Origin of the sequence: Peribacillus sp. NPDC097295, assembly GCF_044761665.1 — a bacterium.
Lineage (GTDB): Bacteria > Bacillota > Bacilli > Bacillales > DSM-1321 > Peribacillus.
In genome coordinates, this window is record NZ_JBIWCW010000005.1 from 159,431 (window position 1) to 178,225 (window position 18,795).

The window sequence follows — 18,795 nt, forward strand, 5'->3', positions numbered from 1 at the left end:
ACACTTCAAATATATAGATTTTGCTTGATCCTAGAATCGTTGTTTTAGACTGTAGACAAATTCGGATGAAAAATGCGTTTGTCCATGTGAACGTTGATTTCCACTTCAGGCACTCGCTTTCCGCGGGCGGTCGGTGAGCCTCCTCGGCTTCGCCTGTGGTGTCTCCCCTAGACGCGCATTTCCCGCAGGAGTCTCGTACCTTCCGTTCCAATCAACTTTGCGTAATCATCCTGCTTTGTTTATTAATATACTTACCTTAAGAACTTGCAATACACCTACATCAAGTTAGGAAACTAATTACATACATTTTTCATACTTAAATAGCAAAAGCTTTTCAGTTAGCTGAACTTCTCCTATTTTTTCATAACCGAATTTTTCATAGAAATATTGATTTCTTTTATTTAAATATGGTGTATATAAACGCCAAATTTTTATTGATGGAAATTCAGCCTCCAATAATTTCATGATCTTTGTTCCGATACCTTTATTTTGATATTCATTTGCTATGAATAGTTTGTCTAATAAGACAACATTTTCTTTTTTACGAATATCTATTCCACCAATCACGTTATCATTTGACCATATTGTGTAATGAATAGAGTGTGCTATATTTTCGATTATTTTTTCACGTGTCTCATTTACAGGAGATGTATCGTGGTCTTGGTACAAGTTATAGTCTTCTGCAAAAGCCTTTTTCTGAATAGTCAACAACACGTCTACCTCAGTTAAACTTGTTCTTTTGATGGTAATTTCCATCTGTGATATACAACACCCCTTTTATAAATTGAAAGTCACCATACTGTTTTAAAACGATTATGGCGTGATAGTAGTCGCTTCTTTATTTTTTCGAAAAGGCGCATAATCCTCTTCAAAGGTCATAAACCAGTAGCCGGAATCATCCACGCCACAGATTGCCTTCCTCTCTTCCGTAAGACCAGTTGGAGTAAAGCTAACTGCGCAAACTCTTTGTACACCAACTTGGGCGTCATAATAACGATAGACCATCAGGACATTCGAGTTTTGCACGGCGTTCCTCTTAGCCATTAATTCATTCAGGTGCTTCATTCTTTCTTCCGATTGTATGTATTGGATCCCTATCACATTATGAGGAATGAACCCTTCTTCTGTATCTGAAAACAGCTTGTCAATTGTATCTATATCCTTAGCCCAACTGGACTCCCTTTCCAAATGAAGGGCAAGGTATAAATAATTCTCTTCATCCTTTCTGCCATCGTATTTCCACCAAGACAAATCCATCGGTCTTGAACGCCCCATTTTTTTATCAAACTTGGTATCTTCGATAAATGAATCAAATCCCAACATCTCACCTAGATTGGCGAAGTAATCGATTTCGCGTTTCGTGAACATGGAACGGTTATGTAATTTGGCCAGGTTCATTCTTCGGTAATTTCGTACATAGCCATCAAAGAATGGCATCAAGTCAAAATATTGCTTTTCCATTAAGAATCTTCCTTCCTGAATGCAGGTGATAATTGTTACTATTTTACCATTACATGTCATTTTTTTGTAATAAAAAAGACCCAGATTCGGAAATGTCACTCTTCCTAATTCCAGGTCTGATACAAATACAGGACAAAGTCTTAATACGAATTTCCTAATTAGTATTTTTTTCCGCTTGTAAACATACAACTTTGCTTGCATAATAAGGTCTTTGTAAAACCAATACAACCAAGGGCGGTAAAACACATGATTAGAAACAAATTAATGCTAGTGTCTGTAATATTTTTAGCATGTATGACAGGGTGCGCATCGAAACAAGAACCCGTTACAGTCGAAGGAATTACTAAATCCTTTGCCGAGGCAAAACTTCCAATAGGAGATATTGAAACATTCAACAAAGATACGGATCCAAACGAACAGCTTGGCAAACCTGGATATTATACAGAGAAAGCAGATTTTGCCGATAATCGATTGGAACAGGTTGAAGATGAATATTCTGATGAGAAAGATCTTATCGGTGGAAAAATTGAAATCTTTGAAAGTGAAGAGGATGCTCAAAAACGGTTTAATTACTTAGAAAAAATGAACGACCCCGAATTAGGACCCCTTGCATTAGACGAATATGTGTACTTGCAGGACAATGTTCTATTAAGAATTACCTATGATTTGAGTGAAAAACAAGCGAAAGAATATAATAAGACATTGGAAAATTATTTAAAATAATTCTGTAAATAGTAATAACATGAATAGAAAAACAGGTGCGGAGTATATGTATTCCGCACCTGTTTTCATTTAGATATTTTGATAGAGGCTAGGGATTGCAAGAGCTCAACGTCCCCCTTTACTGCTGTTCTTCCACCTCAACCGGATGTTCAAAAGCATCAAGCAAAGCGCGTACTTCATCCGTTGATTTGGTGTTCATCAATTGATTTCTCAGCTCACTTGCCCCTCTGAATCCACGGACATAGATCTTGAAAAAGCGAGGTAGGGGCTTGAACGAGCGTGGTACGATTTCTGAATATTTATCGTGAAGGTCCATATGCAATCTTAAGAGACCAAGCAATTCCCTACTAGTATGCTCTTTCGGTTCTTTCTCAAAGGCAAATGGATTGTGGAAAATGCCACGTCCAATCATGACTCCATCCACACCATATTTACGTGCGAGTTCCAAGCCCGTTTCGCGGTCAGGGATATCGCCATTAATCGTCAGAAGGGTATCTGGTGCCACTTCATCACGAAGTTTCTTGATTTCGGGAATCAGTTCCCAATGAGCGTCGACTTTGCTCATTTCCTTCCTTGTACGCAGATGAATGGAAAGGTTGGCAATGTCTTGTTTCAAGATATGTGTTAGCCAGTCGCGCCATTCGTCGACTTCCGTGTAGCCAAGTCTTGTCTTCACGCTTACAGGTAAGCCGCCTGCTTTTGCGGCTTGGATTAATTCTGCTGCAACTTCGGGACGACAGATAAGGCCACTACCTTTCCCATTCCCTGCTACATTAGGGACGGGACAGCCCATATTGATATCAATGCCCTTAAATCCTTGTTCTGCCATACCAATGCTCATTTCCCTGAAGTTTTCAGGTCGATCTCCCCATATATGGGCAACAATCGGTTGTTCATCCTCTGTAAAAGTCAAACGACCACGGACACTTTGCTTCCCCTCTGGGTGACAATAACTTTCCGAGTTTGTAAACTCTGTAAAAAACACATCAGGTCTGCCTGCTTCTGCCACTACATGGCGAAACACAACATCCGTCACTTCTTCCATTGGAGCCAGTACAAAAAATGGTCGTGGCAATTCACGCCAAAAATTATCTTTCATCTTCAGATTCAAGTCCTCTCATTAGGGGTTATCAGTTTCCCTCTATTTTTACTGGATATTCTATAAACATCTTCGAAAAGGAAAAGACAGTCCCGCCAAGGGCTGCCATGAAAAAGGCCCGGAATTCGGTCATGTTATGAACCGAAAACCGAGACTGAATGGGACATGTTTTTTATGTGAATTACTTTTTCAACGTCAATTTCGTGACGACTTCAACATGACTTGTCTGCGGGAACATATCCACAGGCTGCATGGTTTCTACGTTATATAGAGCGCTCAATTCATGCAGGTCTTTTGCCAATGTGGATGGGTTACATGATACGTACACAATGGTTTTTGGTTTGACCTTCAGGATCGTTTGCAGTAACGATTGGTCCAGGCCGGTTCTTGGTGGATCGACGACTAATACGTCTGGTTTCCAGCCTTCTCTGATCCAGCGTGGCAGGATGTTTTCGGCTTTTCCTGTTTCGTAGTGCATGTTGGTGCGTTTATGTTTGATGGCGTTTTTCTTGGCGTCTTCGATCGATTCTTTGATGACGTCCATGCCGCGTACTTCTTTTGCATCTTCCGATAACCAAAGTCCGATCGTCCCTACGCCGCAATAAGCATCGACGACTTTTTCCGTACCGGTTAGGGCTGCCGCTTTTTTCACTTCTTCGTACATGCGAACCGTTTGGACCGGGTTCAATTGGAAGAACGTGCGCGCCGATAGTTCATACGATAGGTCACCCAATGTTTCGTTGATGACTTTTTCGCCAGCAAGGTGGATCGTCTTTTCGCCAAAAATCAGCGATGTATTTTGGTTATTGACGTTTTGAACAACTGATTTCACTTCTGGCAGTTGGTCGCGGATTTGTTTAAGCAATTGATCTTTTTGTGGAATTTCTTCCGCTCCCGTTACTAAGACCACCTGCACTTCACCCGTTTCGAATCCAACACGTGTGATGATCGTACGGATGACGCCTTTTCTTTTTCTTTCATTATAGATCGAGATGTTCAGGTTCTTCAGGATCTTTTTCACCGTACGCGTGATTTTATTCGTCGCCTTATGCTGCACTAGGCAGTTCGGGATATCGATCAATGTATGGGAATTCAAGCCGTAAAGTCCGGCAATCAGCTTGCCATCTTTCTGGCCGACTTGGTATTGGCTTTTGTTGCGGTAGTTCCAAGGATCTTCCATGCCGATCGTTTCCTGGATATCCAATGAATCAATCGGGAAATCCGTATGGCGTTCCATCGCTTGGATGACCATATCGCGTTTTTGGACCAACTGTTGGTCATAGCTTAAATGTTGCAGCTGGCAGCCACCACATTGTTCGTAGACCGGACATGGCGCGGCAATGCGATGCGGTGATTCTTTCCGGATCGTCTTGATTTTTGCTTCGGAAAAATTCGGCTGCACCTTTGTGATCATCGCAACGATCTCTTCACCAGGCAAGGCTCCAGGGACGAAGACGACTTTCTTTTTGAAATAGCCGACTCCCTCTCCGTTGATGCCAAGGCGTTTAATCGTTAATGGTAAGGTTTGATTTACTTCTAGGATTGTATCTTGAAAGTTTGTCATTTCTTTTCACTCCGTTTTTCGATGCTTCTCCACAAATAGAGGGAAGCGTAGCTTAGATATGGGGCCCACTTTACACTGTAGGTCTCCATTTCTTCTTGGGTCGGCTTTTGCGGTAAGCCATATAATTGTTTCATGGCATTTTGGATGCCAATATCGGCTTTTGGGAAAAGGTTCGGTCGCCCTAAGCCAAATAGCAGGAAATTTTCCGCCGTCCATCTGCCGATTCCGCGTATTTTTATAAGTGTATCCATAATCTCTTGATCGGATAGCTTGTCCAGCTCATCTACATCAAGGTGGCCCTGGACGATTTGCTGAGATAAACCGATGACGTATTCCGCTTTTCGGCCGCTGAATTGAATCGCCCTCAATTGTTCGACCTGAAGCTGTGCAGTCGTTTCCGGTGTTGGATAAAACCAGGCCCCATCGATTTGGTAGCCAAAGGTTTTAACGAATCGTTCCGTTAATGTATGAGCAAAAGCCAAGTTCAATTGCTGATGAATGATGCATTTGACGAGGCAGCTATAATAATCGAAGTCCAAGACAATGGCTGTGCCGCGGTGTTCTTCAAAAATGTCCCGTAAATCAGACTCCAGGAAATGCTGAGAAACGGCTTCTAATGGCTCATGCCAATGGAAAACTTTTTTTAAGCGTAGCAGCGCTTTTGGCTTGTTTTCCTCCGATTGACCTTTGATGATGAACACCGGATTTTCGGTATCACCGATTGCCTGTACCTGCAAAACATTCGGTTCTTTTTCTATATATAATGGAACTTTTACCGTCCTGTTAGTAAAATCAACTACTTGAAGTGGGTCCAACGATAATCGTTCGAGTACAAGATCAAAATTATAGGGTCCTTGGACCTCTAATTTTTCCGTCCACACAAGCGATCCATCCTTTAGCAGTTTTCCAGGTATTATAGCATGTTTCCGAAAATATTACTTGTAAATGAGGATAATGGCAAAAAGCGGAACCTGATTTTTCTTGTCAGGTTCCGCCTTTCATGTTAATACAACATCCGGTTCGGCAGTTGTTTTTCGATCATTAAATCATCCAGACTTTTGAATGAGTAGCCTTGTTTCTCAAGATCCGTGAGAATCGAATCGAGTGCCTCGGCATTATCTTTTGAAACGGTATGCAGCAGTAAAATCGCCCCCGGATGGATTTGTCTCATCACTTCATCATGGGCGAAAGCCGCTCCACGCTGTTGATCCACGACCCAGTCCTTATAAGCAAGTGACCAAAAGATATGATAATATCCTTCTTGTTGGGCAATCTTCATGGTTCGTTCATTAAAAACACCACGCGGCGGTCGCAAATAATTCATCCCTTTTTGCCCCGTCAATTTTTCCGTCGCATCCTTGACCCGAAGTAACTCGGTACGGATGACTCCGTCTGTCACGCTCGTCATGTCCGGATGATTCCAGGAATGGTTTCCGACAATATGGCCTTCATTCGCCATCCTTACGACAAGTTCAGGCGCCGTCTTTAAATAATGACCGGTGACGAAAAAGGCCCCCGGTGCTTTATGTTTTTTGAGCACATCTAAAATCCGCGCCGTATAGCCATTTTCATAGCCATTATCGAACGTTAGGTAAATATCCTTTTTCGAGGTATCTCCTTTATAAATCGCTTCATATTTAGGCAGCATCTCATTAAAATTCTTACCCGCATCCGCCGGAGTTCCGTTTTTCCCTTTATTGAAGCCCCAATTATAGGACTCTGCAAAAGCCGGACTCGTGAAAGACCAGAGTAAACAGAGAATAGCCGACATCATCGCCATCTTTTTCATTGAATTCGTCCCCCATATTCCTTTTTCTTAGTGTTTGAAACGATGAGATTTATATGCACGCTTTTGCTTTTGGTCGAGTTTCAATTTTTATTGGCCGAATGTTGAATTATCGCTGTATATGTTGAAATAATCTCCTGAATGTTGAATTATCGATCCAAATGTTGAAATATCACCCGTAACGGTCGAATTATAACTGGATCCAAGCAAAACGGGGAAAAAACTTCCCTGCACCGATAGATTGTACTTTTTTCAGGTAATAATGGCCTTTTTTTTCATATACATAAGAAAAGGGGGCGTATGTCATGCTTGATTGGTTGATTACAATGGGGTTTATCGGTTGTCTTGCGCTTGGTGCTGGGGTGTTTATTTATTTTGTGAGGAGCGGTTTTGATTCTAGTGATATTTCGCGAATTGATCCGTTTCCAGAGCCAGAATCAGTGCCGGAACCGGAACCTGAGTCTTTACCTGATATGGAATCACCTGAAACAGGTTCGGAATCTTCCTCTGAACCAGACCTTGAATCGGAATCTTTCCCCAATAAGGAAAAGTAACATAAAGAAGACGCTCGACCGAATTGGTGAGCGTCTTTTTCTATGATTTAGTTGAAAACGGGTTCTTTGAATTGAGCCAGTTTGTCCAATGAAGACTGTTGAACATCTTTGTGTAGGCTGTTTCCGTGTGAATCCATCGTCACGACAGCCGTGAAACCTTCGACGTTCAGGTGCCACATCGCTTCTGGAATGCCGAATTCCGTGAAATTCACGCCTTCGACGGATTTAATGCAATCTGCATAGTATTGAGCGGCTCCACCGATTGCGTTCAGGTACACGCCACCATGTTCGCTCAAGGCTTCTAGCGTTTTAGGACCCATTCCGCCTTTACCGATGACTGCGCGGATACCGAAACGTTTCATGATATCACCTTGATAAGGTTCTTCACGGATGCTTGTTGTCGGTCCAGCTGCCTTCACGTGCCATTTGCCTTCTTCGTCCTTCAGCATAACCGGTCCGCAATGGTAGATGATCTGTCCATCGAGGTCGATTGGTGATGGATTTTCAGATAAGTGCTTATGGATGGCGTCACGGCCAGTGTACATTCTGCCGTTGATATGTACGACATCGCCGACTTGAAGCGCGCGGATTTGCTCTTCTGTGATTGGTGCTTGAAGCGTAATTTCACGCGGTGCTTCCACATCATCTTCTATAGATACGGCCACTTCTTCTTTCGCCGCTTTTTCAGCTTCACGAGCGAAGTCGATTTTCTCGCCTTCTTGATACAACCATTCGTTGATTGCACCCGTTTCTGGGTTCACTTTCACGCCTAGACGGCGGAAAGCCCAACAGTTGTAAGCAACGGATACGAAGAAACTTGCAGGGATACGGTGCATGACGCCAATTTTACAGCCAAGCAATGTCGTTTCACCGCCGAAGCCCATCGTTCCGATTCCAAGCTCATTTGCTTTTTCCATAATATACTCTTCCAGCTTGCGAAGATCCTCATTCGGATTCACATCTTCATTGCTGCGGAAAAGTTGTGCTTTTGCCAAGTCATATCCGGAAGAACGGTCTCCCCCGATACCGACACCGATGAACCCGGCACTACAGCCTTGACCTTGCGCTTGGTAAACAGAATGAAGGATGCATTTACGGATTCCGTCCAAGTCGCGGCCCGCTTTCCCTAATCCTTCAAGCTCCATTGGTAGGCTGTATTGAATATTTTTATTTTCGCAGCCGCCACCTTTAAGGATCAAGCGCACATCAATGTAATCTTTTTCCCATTGATCGAATTTCATGACAGGAAGACCTTCCCCAAGGTTATCCCCACTGTTTTTGCCTGTCAAAGAATCGACGGCATTCGGACGAAGCTTGCCGCCCTTTGTCGCTAAAATCATGGCATTGCGGATTGCTTCTTTTATTTCAAGTTGGTTTACGCCAACAGGAGTTTTAATTTTGAAAGTAGGCAGACCTGTATCTTGGCAAATCGGCGATACATTGTCGTCAGCCATTGTAATATTGTTCGTGATGGTCGCCAGGCTCAATGCTGATCGCGTACCTGCATTCTCACGTTGTTTCGCGCTCTTGACCGCACGACGAACATCCTTTGGAAGATTCGTTGAAGTTTCAACGATAAGACTGTACATGCTTTCTTGGAATTTTTGAATATCCAAATTTCTCTTCCCCCTCTTAATCCCCTTGATATATCACGACAAAAGTTGTCACGATTTGACACCCGTCTTATTATACATCTTCCATAATCTTTCGAAAACAAGTAATTCATTATCTTCATAAATATTGGCATATAAAAAGGGATGACGTTTTCCCGTCATCCCTTTTGAGCATATTCCTATTAAAAAAATCATAGTATCGTACAGGTATTATTCTTCTGAACGAGTTTTGAATTGTACTACTTTATCTTCAAGATCATCTAGCATGCCGATTAGACGGTCGATGTCTTCCAGTTCTGTACTTTCGGGTTCGATATGATCAAGAACCTCCATGAAGATCGTTAGGCGTTCCTTAAGATAGGATAATTGGTCGTTTTTATCTGTAATTGATTTTCCCATGAGGCACTCTCCTTCTGTTCTTCCTTCCATCGTAACCAAAAATGATTCAAAGTGCAATGGCAAGCTATTGTACGGGGTTCGCCATTTGACAATTTTTGTCCCCATTGTTCATAATGGGTTAGTGCATTATTACGTAAGGAGTTTTAAACATGTCCATAATGAAGCAAGATCTCTTAACACCTATCACTCCCAAGCATGATCCTTGGGAAGCATATATGGACGTTGATCAATACGGGAAGCTCACTCTTACCAATGTGGAATTCACAACCACCACCCTATGCAACATGCGTTGTGCACATTGTGCAGTCGGTTACACACTGCAGCCGAAAGATCCCAATGCCCTTCCTTTGGAATTGTTGATTCAGCGCCTTGACGAAATCCCTTCGCTCCGCTCGCTAAGCATAACTGGCGGCGAACCGATGCTTTCAAAAAAACAAGTGAAAAATTATGTGTTGCCTCTATTGAAATATGCACGCACCCGTGGAGTCCGTACCCAGATGAATTCCAACTTGACCTTGGACCTGGAAAGGTATGAGGAAATCATCCCTTATTTGGATGTTCTACATATTTCCCATAACTGGGGAACGATTGATGAATTCATTGATGTCGGCTTTGCCATGATGGACCGAAAACCGACCCGTGAGCAACGGAAGAAGTTATTTGATAAAATGATCGAAAATTCTCGTGCCCTGACAAAAGCGGGCGTGCTGGTTTCGGCAGAAACGATGCTGAACAAAAGCACATTGCCCCATCTCGAGCATATCCATAAACAGATTGTCGAGGAAATGGGCTGTCAGCGCCATGAAATCCATCCGATGTACCCTAGTGATTTTGCTTCGGCCCTTGAAACATTACCGCTGGATAAAATGCGCGAAGCCATTCATCACCTGCTTGATATCCGGGATGATAATGTTTGGATGCTGTTCGGCACGCTACCTTTCTACCCTTGTAACTCCCATCCCGAAGACCTGGAACTTCTGCAACGCCTTTACAGTACAAAAAAAGTGACAGTTCGGAATGACCCGGATGGACGCTCACGCCTGAACGTCAACATCTTTACCGGAGAAGTCATCGTCACCGATTTTGGGGACGCGCCAACACTCGGTAACATTCAGGATCAGCCCCTGACTGAATCCTATGAAACATGGATGAATTCGAAACTGGCCAATGAGCTGAATTGCCACTGCTCAAGCGTAAAATGCCTGGGACCTAACGTCCTTGTTAAAAATGCTTACTATCCAAAAGAAGACTTCAAAACGAGAAAGTCTTTTATATAAAATTAAAAACTCGCCAAATCGGCGAGTTTTATTTTTATCTTGGCTGCTGTGTAACTGTAAAGCTAAAGGAAATATGATCCTGTACGGGTATCCAAGCCCCGATGCCTTGCGAAGTGATGTTTTTAATCACAATCTCGCGCTTATTTCCCTTCAAGTTCAAATATACTTCCCCATAGGTGACTTTCCCTTTTTCATTTACGGCTGATGCATAAGCGGATAAGTAACCAATTCGATTTGAAGCAATATTATATACTTCATCCTTTTTGGTCCCTGCTCCGACGATTGTCTTAAATGCAAGCGGCAAATTGGTCTTTTCCGTTGCCTTTAACAGCATCATTTTTTGGACATCTTCCGACTTTGGAATTTTTGCGGTTAAGCCCCCGCTTACTTCCTTCTGACTTTCTTGTACATAACGGATTCGGTAGGGAGCTTCGCCACCGCGGTTATCATAGTAATTCGTGTTGATCTTTTGATACTCCCAATTGGGGGACGTCTCTAACGACTCATAATTCAACGCCCAATGACCAAGGTAAATGGTCGCCCTATATCCAAAGGCAAGTGGCGCTTTTGCAATCGCTGATTCATTCAGCATATGAATGAGTTCTGGATTTTCAATTTTTGTATCCGATGAATCAATCAATTGTTGGGCAAATTTGCTTGCTTGCAGCATAGGCAGATCTTGAGTCGGATTAGGATAGGTATTTTCCTTGGCAACATTTAAAACGGAAGGTGGGATATTCACTTTGTTCCGGGTTTGTTTGTCTTCTGCATCCACATTTACATTCGTCTGAATGAAAGCAACTAATGTAATCAATGTGATAAGAATAAGTCGTCTCATGCTGTCGTCTCCTTTAAAGGGTTCCATCTTTTGTTTATAGATTTTGTATCTATTCGACATTCTATACATGTCGGGTAGAAGTCTATTTTGTAACATATTTGTAAAGTTCAGAATATTTACTTTTCTTTAAAGATGAAGTATACTTAACTTACCTTATAAAAAGGAGGCGAAAACGTTCATACCTAATACCATTCAGGAGGTATGCTTATCGATCAATCTACGACACCCTTTCAAAGGATGACAGAAAACGTATTCGCCACTACTTAAATTCACTATGCGAAAGGACGGTGTAACCCTCTAGAATATTTCACCACTTTAACAGAAGTATCTTTTTACTTTAACAGAAGCATGATGAAAATTTTGGATGAATCTATGGATTGTACTATACCTATATAAAAATGACTCTGCTACGTCTTTAATCACAGCAGAGTCATTTTTGTATGCCTATTGTATGCCTATATAGTTAAAGACCTCCCGAATTCGGAAGGCCCTTCTTTTACAATGGCTATTTTCTAATAGATTGTTGTTTATCACACGGTGTATATTGAAAAACTTCATATGGTTGATTGGAGCACAAGTGCGAGACTCCTGCGGGAGCAGTGGGACAGGTGAGACCCCACAGGCTTTTACGCCGAGGAGGCTCACCGCCCACCCGCGGAAAGCGAGCAACTGGAGCGGAAATCAACCACTCGCAATACTTGTTTAAATAGCAACAAAATTTGCGGAAAGAGCCTTTACAATAGATAAAAACCGATTCCCATTATGAAATAGGCGGCCAATAGCGTAAGCCCTTCAAACCAGTTCGTCTCCCCATCATTCGAAATCATGATCATCAATAGAACGGCCGTGACCATCGAAATCAACTCTGGCAGTGTGAAGACAAGTGGCATATTCGTTGAGAACATTAGCGAGATCAACACAAGAACCGGTGCGACGAACATCGCTACTTGTAAGGTGGAGCCGACAGCGATTTCGACGGCGACATCCATCTTGTTCTTGTAGGCCATGATGATGGCGGAAGCATGCTCAGCAGCATTCCCTACGATGGCCACGATAATGACCCCGATGAACAACTCCGACCACCCGAAGGTTTCACCGACTTCACTGAACGTATGTACCAGTTTTTCCGAAACGAAAGCAACAGCTAGTGTAGCCAAGGCAAGTACCGTAATCGCCTTTTTCTTGTTCCATTCTGGTATTTCCTCTTCGTGCGCCTCTTCTCCGACGCCTTTTTCAGAAGGCTGGTATACCCCTCGGTGTGTCACTAATTTAAAGAACAAGGCAGCTAAGTATAATAAGATTAAGATAATGGAAATTCCGACACTTAACGACATCGTGCTAGATTCACCCATATTCTGAGAGAACACTTCAGGGATAACAAAGGCTACAACGACGGCAAAAATCAATAATCCGGCGTTATGTCTTGCATCATAAACATTGAATTTCTGACGCTTGTATTTCGTCCCCCCGATAAAGAAAGATAATCCAGCGACCAGCAATAAATTTCCTATAACCGATCCTGTCAAAGAGGCTAATACGACGCCAATCAGCCCAGCTTTTATTGAGAAAATCGAAATGATCAATTCAACGGCATTACCAAAGGTAGCGTTCAATAAACCGCCGATCCTTGGTCCCATCACGATTGCTAGGCTTTCCGTTGCCCGGCCCATGAAGCCCGCGAGCGCAACAATCGTTAAACAATAAATGATAAACATCGCGACACTCGGCCAATGGAGAAATGAACCAATGAACGATAGAGGAACCCCTAATACGACGAGCCCCAAAAATATTTTATCCACAAATTTCCCCTCACTTTTCAATATTCATTTTTATATGTAGCAAAATTAATCATACCTATCTTTCTTGAAATGAAAAAGATAATTTTCTTAAAAAAACCTTTCCATGTCATTATTTACCCAATCTTCTATTGCTTAATCCTCTTCCATGCATGTAACATCAACTAGGTATACAAAAAATAGGAGACGAAAAATCATGAATCAAAAGTTGCTTATCCCTGTATTAATCGTTATGGTCGGCATATCCGGTTTTTCTCAAGGCATGCTCCTCCCAATCATCGCCGTCATTTTTGAAAACGATGGACTCAGCTCATCATTAAACGGATTGCATGCCGCTTCCCTTTATATTGGCATTCTTTTAATTTCTCCTTTTATGGAAGCGCCTCTCCGTAAATTCGGTTATAAACCATTGATTCTGTTTGGCGGATTAACCGTGGTTCTTTCGCTTGCCCTATTTCCGCTTTGGAAGTCATTCTGGTTTTGGTTCGTGTTGCGCTTTTTCATCGGAATTGGCGATCATACGCTACACTTCGCAACCCAGACATGGATTACGGCCATCTCCCCTTTAGCAAAAAGGGGTAGGAATATTGCCATATATGGCTTGTTTTTCAGCCTAGGTTTCATGATTGGACCGTTAATGACAAAACTGCTTGATGTGAATCAATCTTTGCCCTTCATCATCACTTCCATTCTCAGCCTACTTACCTGGCTGACTGTATTCCTGATTAAAAATGAGTTTCCAGAACAAGATGATCCTGAAAGCACATCATTTATCGATACGCTTAAGCGATTCGCTAAAGTGAGCCGGATCGCCTGGGTTGCCTTTTTACTACCATTCACCTTTGGCGTGCTTGAAGCATCTCTTAATAGCAACTTCCCTGTTTTTGCGTTGCGTTCCGGCATCGACCTGACTGCCGTATCGGTCATCATCCCTGCATTTTCTGCTGGTACATTGCTTACACAAATCCCGATAGGCATCCTTAGCGACCGTTACGGCAGGAGGAATATCTTGCTGATCATCATTTTTTCAGGGTCCATCATCTTTACCGCAGCGGGATTCCTTTCTCCCTTAGTCAGCGGCCTGTTTATCTGCTTCTTACTTGGCGGAATGATGGTAGGGTCGACCTTTTCTCTCGGCATCAGCTATATGGCTGATATCCTGCCTCGAAATCTTATGCCGGCAGGGAATTTATTATGCAGCATTTTCTATAGCGTGGGCAGCATCGCCGGGCCCTATATCGGTGGATTGGCGATTGAATACTTACAAGGCGGAAGCTTTTTCTATCTGATCGGCAGCATGCTGTTGCTTATCTTCTTTGCCCTGATTTTTTTCAAAAAAAATAAGCCAGCTGTCGGAGTCTAATTGTTCTGTAGTATCATGATTCTTCCATATATTATTCAAGCTTCTTTGCTTTACATATCCTATAAATAACTTTTCTGGTGATTTATATTTTCTCCTAGATTAGAATCATTCTTCTTTATTTTTCTCTGATAGATGTGTTAATATAAAACTACCATATGAAACAGATTTAACAAAACACTTGGAAAACGTTGATTTTATGCTTATTCAATGTTTGATTCTAAATACCCACCAGAGAAAAGACGTTGATTATCTTTCTCAATTAGCCATCTTGTAAATGATAATTAATATCAGTTACGATTAAAAGAGAGAAGAATACGGGAGGAACAAAATGACAACAGACACTAAACAATTAGCACAACAGCCAGCTGAATGCAGTACCCCGTGGCTTGAGAAGACAAAGCCACATCTTGAACTTATTGCCGCTCTATTAAGTGGTGTATTGATAGTAGTAGGTTGGTTGCTCGCCAAAAATGGGATGGAGACACCTTCCGTCATCATCTATCTAGCCTCCTTTGTTATCGGGGGATATGCCAAAGCAAAAGAAGGCATTGAAGATACGATTGCGGATAAAGAACTGAACGTGGAAATGTTGATGATTTTTGCAGCGATCGGCTCCGCCATTATTGGGTACTGGACAGAAGGTGCGATTTTAATCTTCATCTTTGCCTTAAGCGGAGCGCTTGAAACCTACACCATGAATAAAAGTCATAAAGAAATCTCGGCCCTTATGGACTTGCAACCGGAAGAAGCGCTTCGTATCACTAATGGCTATGAAGAAGTCGTCTCCGTTTCCAAATTGGTTGTCGGTGACACGATTTTGGTCAAACCAGGTGAAAGAGTCCCATCAGACGGAAAAATCACGGAGGGACGCACGAATATTGACGAAGCGGCCATCACAGGGGAATCCTTTCCTGTCAGTAAATCCATCGACGATGAAGTGTTCGCCGGTACGGTCAACCTGCGCGGAACAATCAACGTGGAAATTACAAAGCCAACAAGCGAAACCCTTTTTCAAAAAATCATCACGCTTGTTCAATCGGCCCAAAGTGAAAAATCCCCATCCCAGCTATTCATTGAACAATTTGAAGGGAAATATGTAAAAATCGTATTGACTGTCGTAGCCTTGATGATGTTCGTTCCACATTTTGCATTGGGCTGGAACTGGACTGAAACCTTTTACCGGGCCATGATTTTACTTGTTGTAGCTTCTCCTTGTGCCTTGGTTGCCTCCATCATGCCGGCCACGCTTTCCGCCATTTCAAATGGCGCACGTCATGGCATCTTGTTTAAAGGCGGGGTCCACCTTGAAAACCTTGGTAACCTGAAGGCCATTGCCTTTGATAAAACAGGAACCTTAACAAAAGGGAAACCCGAAGTGACGGATGTCATCATCCGTGAAGATTTGAACGAAGAAGATTTCCTCTTCCATATTGCATCGGTTGAGAATTATTCGAACCATCCGCTGGCAACTTCCATTGTCCGCTATGCTAAAACGAAAATGGATAGAGACATCATGAAACCCGAGGACATGGAAGATATCTCTGGTAACGGCGTGCAAGCGTATTTCAACGGAGTCCTTTGGCAAGTCGGTAAAGCTGATTTCGTCGGCCGCAGTGAAGCCGAACGATTCCATAATGGAATTGCGCTTACATTGGCAGAAGAGGGAAAAACGGTTGTCTACGCACGTGACGATAAAGGGATTGCCGGCATTCTCACATTGAAAGATGTGGTCCGTGAAGAAACAATCAAAGCGATTGAAGCCTTGAAGCAAGAAGGCATCCATACCGTCATGTTAACGGGAGATAGTCAAAATACGGCAAAAGCCATTGCATCGGAAAGCCATATCGATGCGTATATAGCCGAATGCCTACCTGAAACAAAAGTGGATGAAGTGAAAAAACTTAAAGACCAATACGGTACGGTAGCGATGGTAGGCGATGGAATTAACGATGCACCTGCCCTGGCAACGGCCTCTGTCGGTATCGCCATGGGTGAAGGCACGGACGTTGCCTTGGAAACGGCGGATGTCGTCTTGATGAAGAACGATCTACCTCGTATTGCCGAAGCCGTTAAGTTATCCAAAAAAATGAATCGCATCATCAAACAAAACGTCATTTTCTCGATTTCTGTGATCATGATTTTGATTTTATCCAACTTCCTGCAATTCCTTGACCTACCATTTGGCGTCATCGGTCATGAAGGAAGTACGATACTCGTCATTCTAAACAGCTTGCGATTACTAAGGAACTAACAAAAAGGGAGCCCGACAAAGGCTCCCTTTTTCTATATGGTTGACATTAATGATAACCATTCTTTCCATTAGCGGAACCTGATGTTTTATGGTCACCTTTTTTACCTTTGTGCTTCCCTTTCTTACTCATGAAAGAATCCCTCCCCACTTGCAAGAATGATGGTTCTTGGATAGTGTGTGTCGATGGGACATTAGCTAGTACGGTAAGTATTGCCGGAGATGGCTGTCCGTCGGAATACCTGGGTTGAATGTTGAAATAATCATGCTCACCGTTGAATTATCCGGCCCAAAGTCCAATAAAAACCCTCTGAACATTGAATAAGCTTTTCACGCGAAGGTCAATCACATGCTGGATCCTTATTGCTCAAGAAAGCATTGATCTCCCCACCGACGATGATGATGAGTCCGGATAAGTAAAACCAGATCATTAGTACGATAATCCCACCGAGACTGCCGTATGTAGCGGTATAATTGCCAAAGTTGTCTACATAGTAAGAAAACAATAAAGAAACGAGGGCCCAGCCAAAGGTCGTGAAAATGGCCCCGGGAAGAACCGTCAGACATTTCAATCGCTTGTTAGGAGCTAACCAATATAACATGGTGAAGACAATGAATAATACAATTGTGCTGATCACCCAGCGAAGGTTATTCCAAATCGACAAAAACTCCTCGGACAGCCCCATTTCGTCAAATAAGAAGACACCGATTTGCTTTCCAAACACAGGAAGCAAAAGTGCGACAATAAAAACAAATATCATGGCAAAAGTGAGAATAATCGACATTCCCCGGGCAATATAAAAGGGACGGTTTTCTTTCACACCATATGCATGATTAAAGGCTTTAATAATGGCATTCATCCCATTCGAAGCCGACCAAATCGTCCCGATGATACCAAACGACAGCAAAGTGCCGTTTGTTTGCATCACATCTCCCAAGGTATCCTCAATAACCGCCATGGAATCGTCGGGCATGTAGGAACGCACCAGATTCAGGATATCCGCTTGAGTATATGGGAGATAGGCCAATAAAGTAAAAAGGAAAATTAGTAACGGAAACAGGGAAAGCAAAAAGTAAAAGGACAGCTGAGCAGCAAGCCCCGTTACCTCATCAATCTGGAGTTGTTTGATAAACTTGCTGTAAAAAGACCATGTCAGCCATTCCTTTTCATTGGCCATCCCTTCACCTCAATTCCTAATTTAGGGGATTGCGTTTCTCAGAACCTTGATGATCAACCGTCGTTGGCATGACTTCTGAAGCGAAGGCTTCTTTCGTTTCCATGACTACGTTCGCAACCTGAGTTGGAATGCTCTTCATCTCTTCCACCCTTTTAGAGATGAACGAAACATCATTGGAAATCTTCTCAACAGTGGAACGGAATTCAGAAGATGTTTCCTGTACTTGCTCTAATATGTTAGTTGGGTTTTGGATAAGGTCCTTCATGTATGTCCATCCATCTTTACCATTGGCAATCACTGTTTTTCTTGTATTTTTATCAAAAAGGCTTACAGCTGCCCCTGTCAAAGCGCCGATCAATACAGCCTTCATGAATTTACTTTTCTTTTCGCCATTCTTTTCACTTCTATATTCTTCTCGAACATTACTCATATATTCTCCTCCTCGGTATATTTTATTGATTGTGTATTCTCATTATACTATTTAACTACCTAGTTTTTTTATCTTTTCCCAAACAGGAGCCCTTTAAAACGCTTTAAAATAGGATCTCATCCAGTTTGTCCGAATCAATTACCATTGACTTCTATGTGCAATCATGCAAAGATAAAAATAATTTAGAAATGTATGAGAGGATGAGAGAATTGGATTTATCACAGAATTCAGCAGAGAGCGTCGAGTATATGGTCGAAGCAATCAAAGACAAATTAAAAGTGATGAACTTTGGCGCAATCAAATCGACCCATTTCGATATCGAAATGTATGAAGAACTTCATGATATTTATAATTTGGTCATGAAGAAGACGAATTTCAGTGTCCGTGAAATGGAAGCCATTGCAGAAGAACTTGGAAAATTACGCAATAAGTAATTCCTGAAATCCTCCCTACCATGTGAGGATTT

Annotated in this window: 18 protein-coding genes; 6 read left to right on the forward strand and 12 right to left on the reverse strand. The window is 42.4% G+C overall.

The features are described 5' to 3' along the window. Positions 1 to 297: 297 nt before the first annotated feature. Both ACIQXN_RS11500 and ACIQXN_RS11505 read right to left on the reverse strand, forming a co-directional pair. Complete coding sequence (locus ACIQXN_RS11500; RefSeq protein WP_402966407.1) at positions 298 to 756, reverse strand: GNAT family N-acetyltransferase; 459 nt, start codon at positions 754 to 756, stop codon at positions 298 to 300. A gap of 57 nt (positions 757 to 813) precedes the next feature. Then, positions 814 to 1,461, reverse strand: coding sequence for a hypothetical protein (locus ACIQXN_RS11505; protein WP_402966409.1), 648 nt, complete (start codon positions 1,459 to 1,461; stop codon positions 814 to 816). Between the two features lie 246 nt (positions 1,462 to 1,707). Between ACIQXN_RS11505 and ACIQXN_RS11510 the strand changes: the two genes are divergently transcribed. Beyond that, a complete protein-coding gene (locus ACIQXN_RS11510; RefSeq protein WP_402966411.1) occupies positions 1,708 to 2,184 on the forward strand; it encodes a hypothetical protein in 477 nt (158 codons plus the stop codon). Between the two features lie 118 nt (positions 2,185 to 2,302). Here the strand turns inward: ACIQXN_RS11510 and ACIQXN_RS11515 are convergent, their stop codons facing one another. The 4 genes from ACIQXN_RS11515 to pdaA form a co-directional block, all read right to left on the reverse strand. Next, the gene (locus ACIQXN_RS11515) at positions 2,303 to 3,283 is read right to left on the reverse strand and encodes a tRNA dihydrouridine synthase (RefSeq protein WP_402966413.1); all 981 of its coding nucleotides are present in this window, start codon (positions 3,281 to 3,283) and stop codon (positions 2,303 to 2,305) included. Between the two features lie 181 nt (positions 3,284 to 3,464). Continuing rightward, a complete protein-coding gene (gene rlmD / locus ACIQXN_RS11520; RefSeq protein ID WP_402966415.1) occupies positions 3,465 to 4,847 on the reverse strand; it encodes a 23S rRNA (uracil(1939)-C(5))-methyltransferase RlmD in 1,383 nt (460 codons plus the stop codon). Then, positions 4,844 to 5,728: a DNA-3-methyladenine glycosylase family protein gene (locus ACIQXN_RS11525; protein WP_402966417.1), complete on the reverse strand. Its 885-nt coding sequence runs from the start codon at positions 5,726 to 5,728 to the stop codon at positions 4,844 to 4,846. Before ACIQXN_RS11525 ends, rlmD begins: the two co-directional genes overlap by 4 nt. Positions 5,729 to 5,850: 122 nt before the next feature. Beyond that, complete coding sequence (pdaA, locus tag ACIQXN_RS11530) at positions 5,851 to 6,627, reverse strand: delta-lactam-biosynthetic de-N-acetylase (RefSeq protein WP_402966660.1); 777 nt, start codon at positions 6,625 to 6,627, stop codon at positions 5,851 to 5,853. 311 nt (positions 6,628 to 6,938) lie between these two features. Here pdaA and ACIQXN_RS11535 point away from each other — a divergent pair, with 311 nt between their 5' ends. Next, on the forward strand, positions 6,939 to 7,187 hold the full coding sequence (locus ACIQXN_RS11535; protein WP_402966419.1) for a hypothetical protein: 249 nt from the start codon (positions 6,939 to 6,941) through the stop codon (positions 7,185 to 7,187). Positions 7,188 to 7,234: 47 nt separating this feature from the next. Here the strand turns inward: ACIQXN_RS11535 and ACIQXN_RS11540 are convergent, their stop codons facing one another. Further along, complete coding sequence (locus ACIQXN_RS11540) at positions 7,235 to 8,803, reverse strand: fumarate hydratase (protein WP_402966421.1); 1,569 nt, start codon at positions 8,801 to 8,803, stop codon at positions 7,235 to 7,237. A gap of 207 nt (positions 8,804 to 9,010) precedes the next feature. Beyond that, positions 9,011 to 9,199 (reverse strand): SE1561 family protein, encoded by a 189-nt coding sequence (locus ACIQXN_RS11545; RefSeq protein WP_402966423.1) that lies wholly within the window; start codon positions 9,197 to 9,199, stop codon positions 9,011 to 9,013. Between the two features lie 158 nt (positions 9,200 to 9,357). On the opposite strand from ACIQXN_RS11545, the gene yfkAB reads away from it, so the two are divergent. Then, complete coding sequence (yfkAB, locus tag ACIQXN_RS11550) at positions 9,358 to 10,476, forward strand: radical SAM/CxCxxxxC motif protein YfkAB (RefSeq protein WP_402966662.1); 1,119 nt, start codon at positions 9,358 to 9,360, stop codon at positions 10,474 to 10,476. 34 nt (positions 10,477 to 10,510) lie between these two features. Here yfkAB and ACIQXN_RS11555 read toward each other — a convergent pair whose 3' ends face one another. Next, positions 10,511 to 11,314: a YfkD famly protein gene (locus ACIQXN_RS11555; protein WP_402966425.1), complete on the reverse strand. Its 804-nt coding sequence runs from the start codon at positions 11,312 to 11,314 to the stop codon at positions 10,511 to 10,513. A 734-nt stretch (positions 11,315 to 12,048) separates the two neighbouring features. Further along, positions 12,049 to 13,113, reverse strand: a complete 1,065-nt coding sequence (gene cax, locus ACIQXN_RS11560) for a calcium/proton exchanger (RefSeq protein WP_402966427.1) — start codon at positions 13,111 to 13,113, stop codon at positions 12,049 to 12,051. A 193-nt stretch (positions 13,114 to 13,306) separates the two neighbouring features. Between cax and ACIQXN_RS11565 the strand changes: the two genes are divergently transcribed. Beyond that, complete coding sequence (locus ACIQXN_RS11565) at positions 13,307 to 14,473, forward strand: MFS transporter (protein WP_402966429.1); 1,167 nt, start codon at positions 13,307 to 13,309, stop codon at positions 14,471 to 14,473. 328 nt (positions 14,474 to 14,801) lie between these two features. Beyond that, positions 14,802 to 16,724, forward strand: coding sequence for a heavy metal translocating P-type ATPase (locus tag ACIQXN_RS11570; protein WP_402966431.1), 1,923 nt, complete (start codon positions 14,802 to 14,804; stop codon positions 16,722 to 16,724). A 338-nt stretch (positions 16,725 to 17,062) separates the two neighbouring features. On the opposite strand, the gene ACIQXN_RS11575 is transcribed toward ACIQXN_RS11570, so the two are convergent. Together ACIQXN_RS11575 and ACIQXN_RS11580 are read right to left on the reverse strand one after the other, a co-directional pair. Beyond that, a complete protein-coding gene (locus ACIQXN_RS11575; RefSeq protein WP_402966433.1) occupies positions 17,063 to 17,899 on the reverse strand; it encodes a YihY/virulence factor BrkB family protein in 837 nt (278 codons plus the stop codon). A 16-nt stretch (positions 17,900 to 17,915) separates the two neighbouring features. Next, the gene (locus ACIQXN_RS11580; RefSeq protein WP_402966435.1) at positions 17,916 to 18,329 is read right to left on the reverse strand and encodes a YtxH domain-containing protein; all 414 of its coding nucleotides are present in this window, start codon (positions 18,327 to 18,329) and stop codon (positions 17,916 to 17,918) included. Positions 18,330 to 18,538: 209 nt separating this feature from the next. Here ACIQXN_RS11580 and ACIQXN_RS11585 point away from each other — a divergent pair, with 209 nt between their 5' ends. Then, positions 18,539 to 18,763: a DUF1128 domain-containing protein gene (locus ACIQXN_RS11585; RefSeq protein ID WP_402966437.1), complete on the forward strand. Its 225-nt coding sequence runs from the start codon at positions 18,539 to 18,541 to the stop codon at positions 18,761 to 18,763. Positions 18,764 to 18,795: the final 32 nt, after the last annotated feature.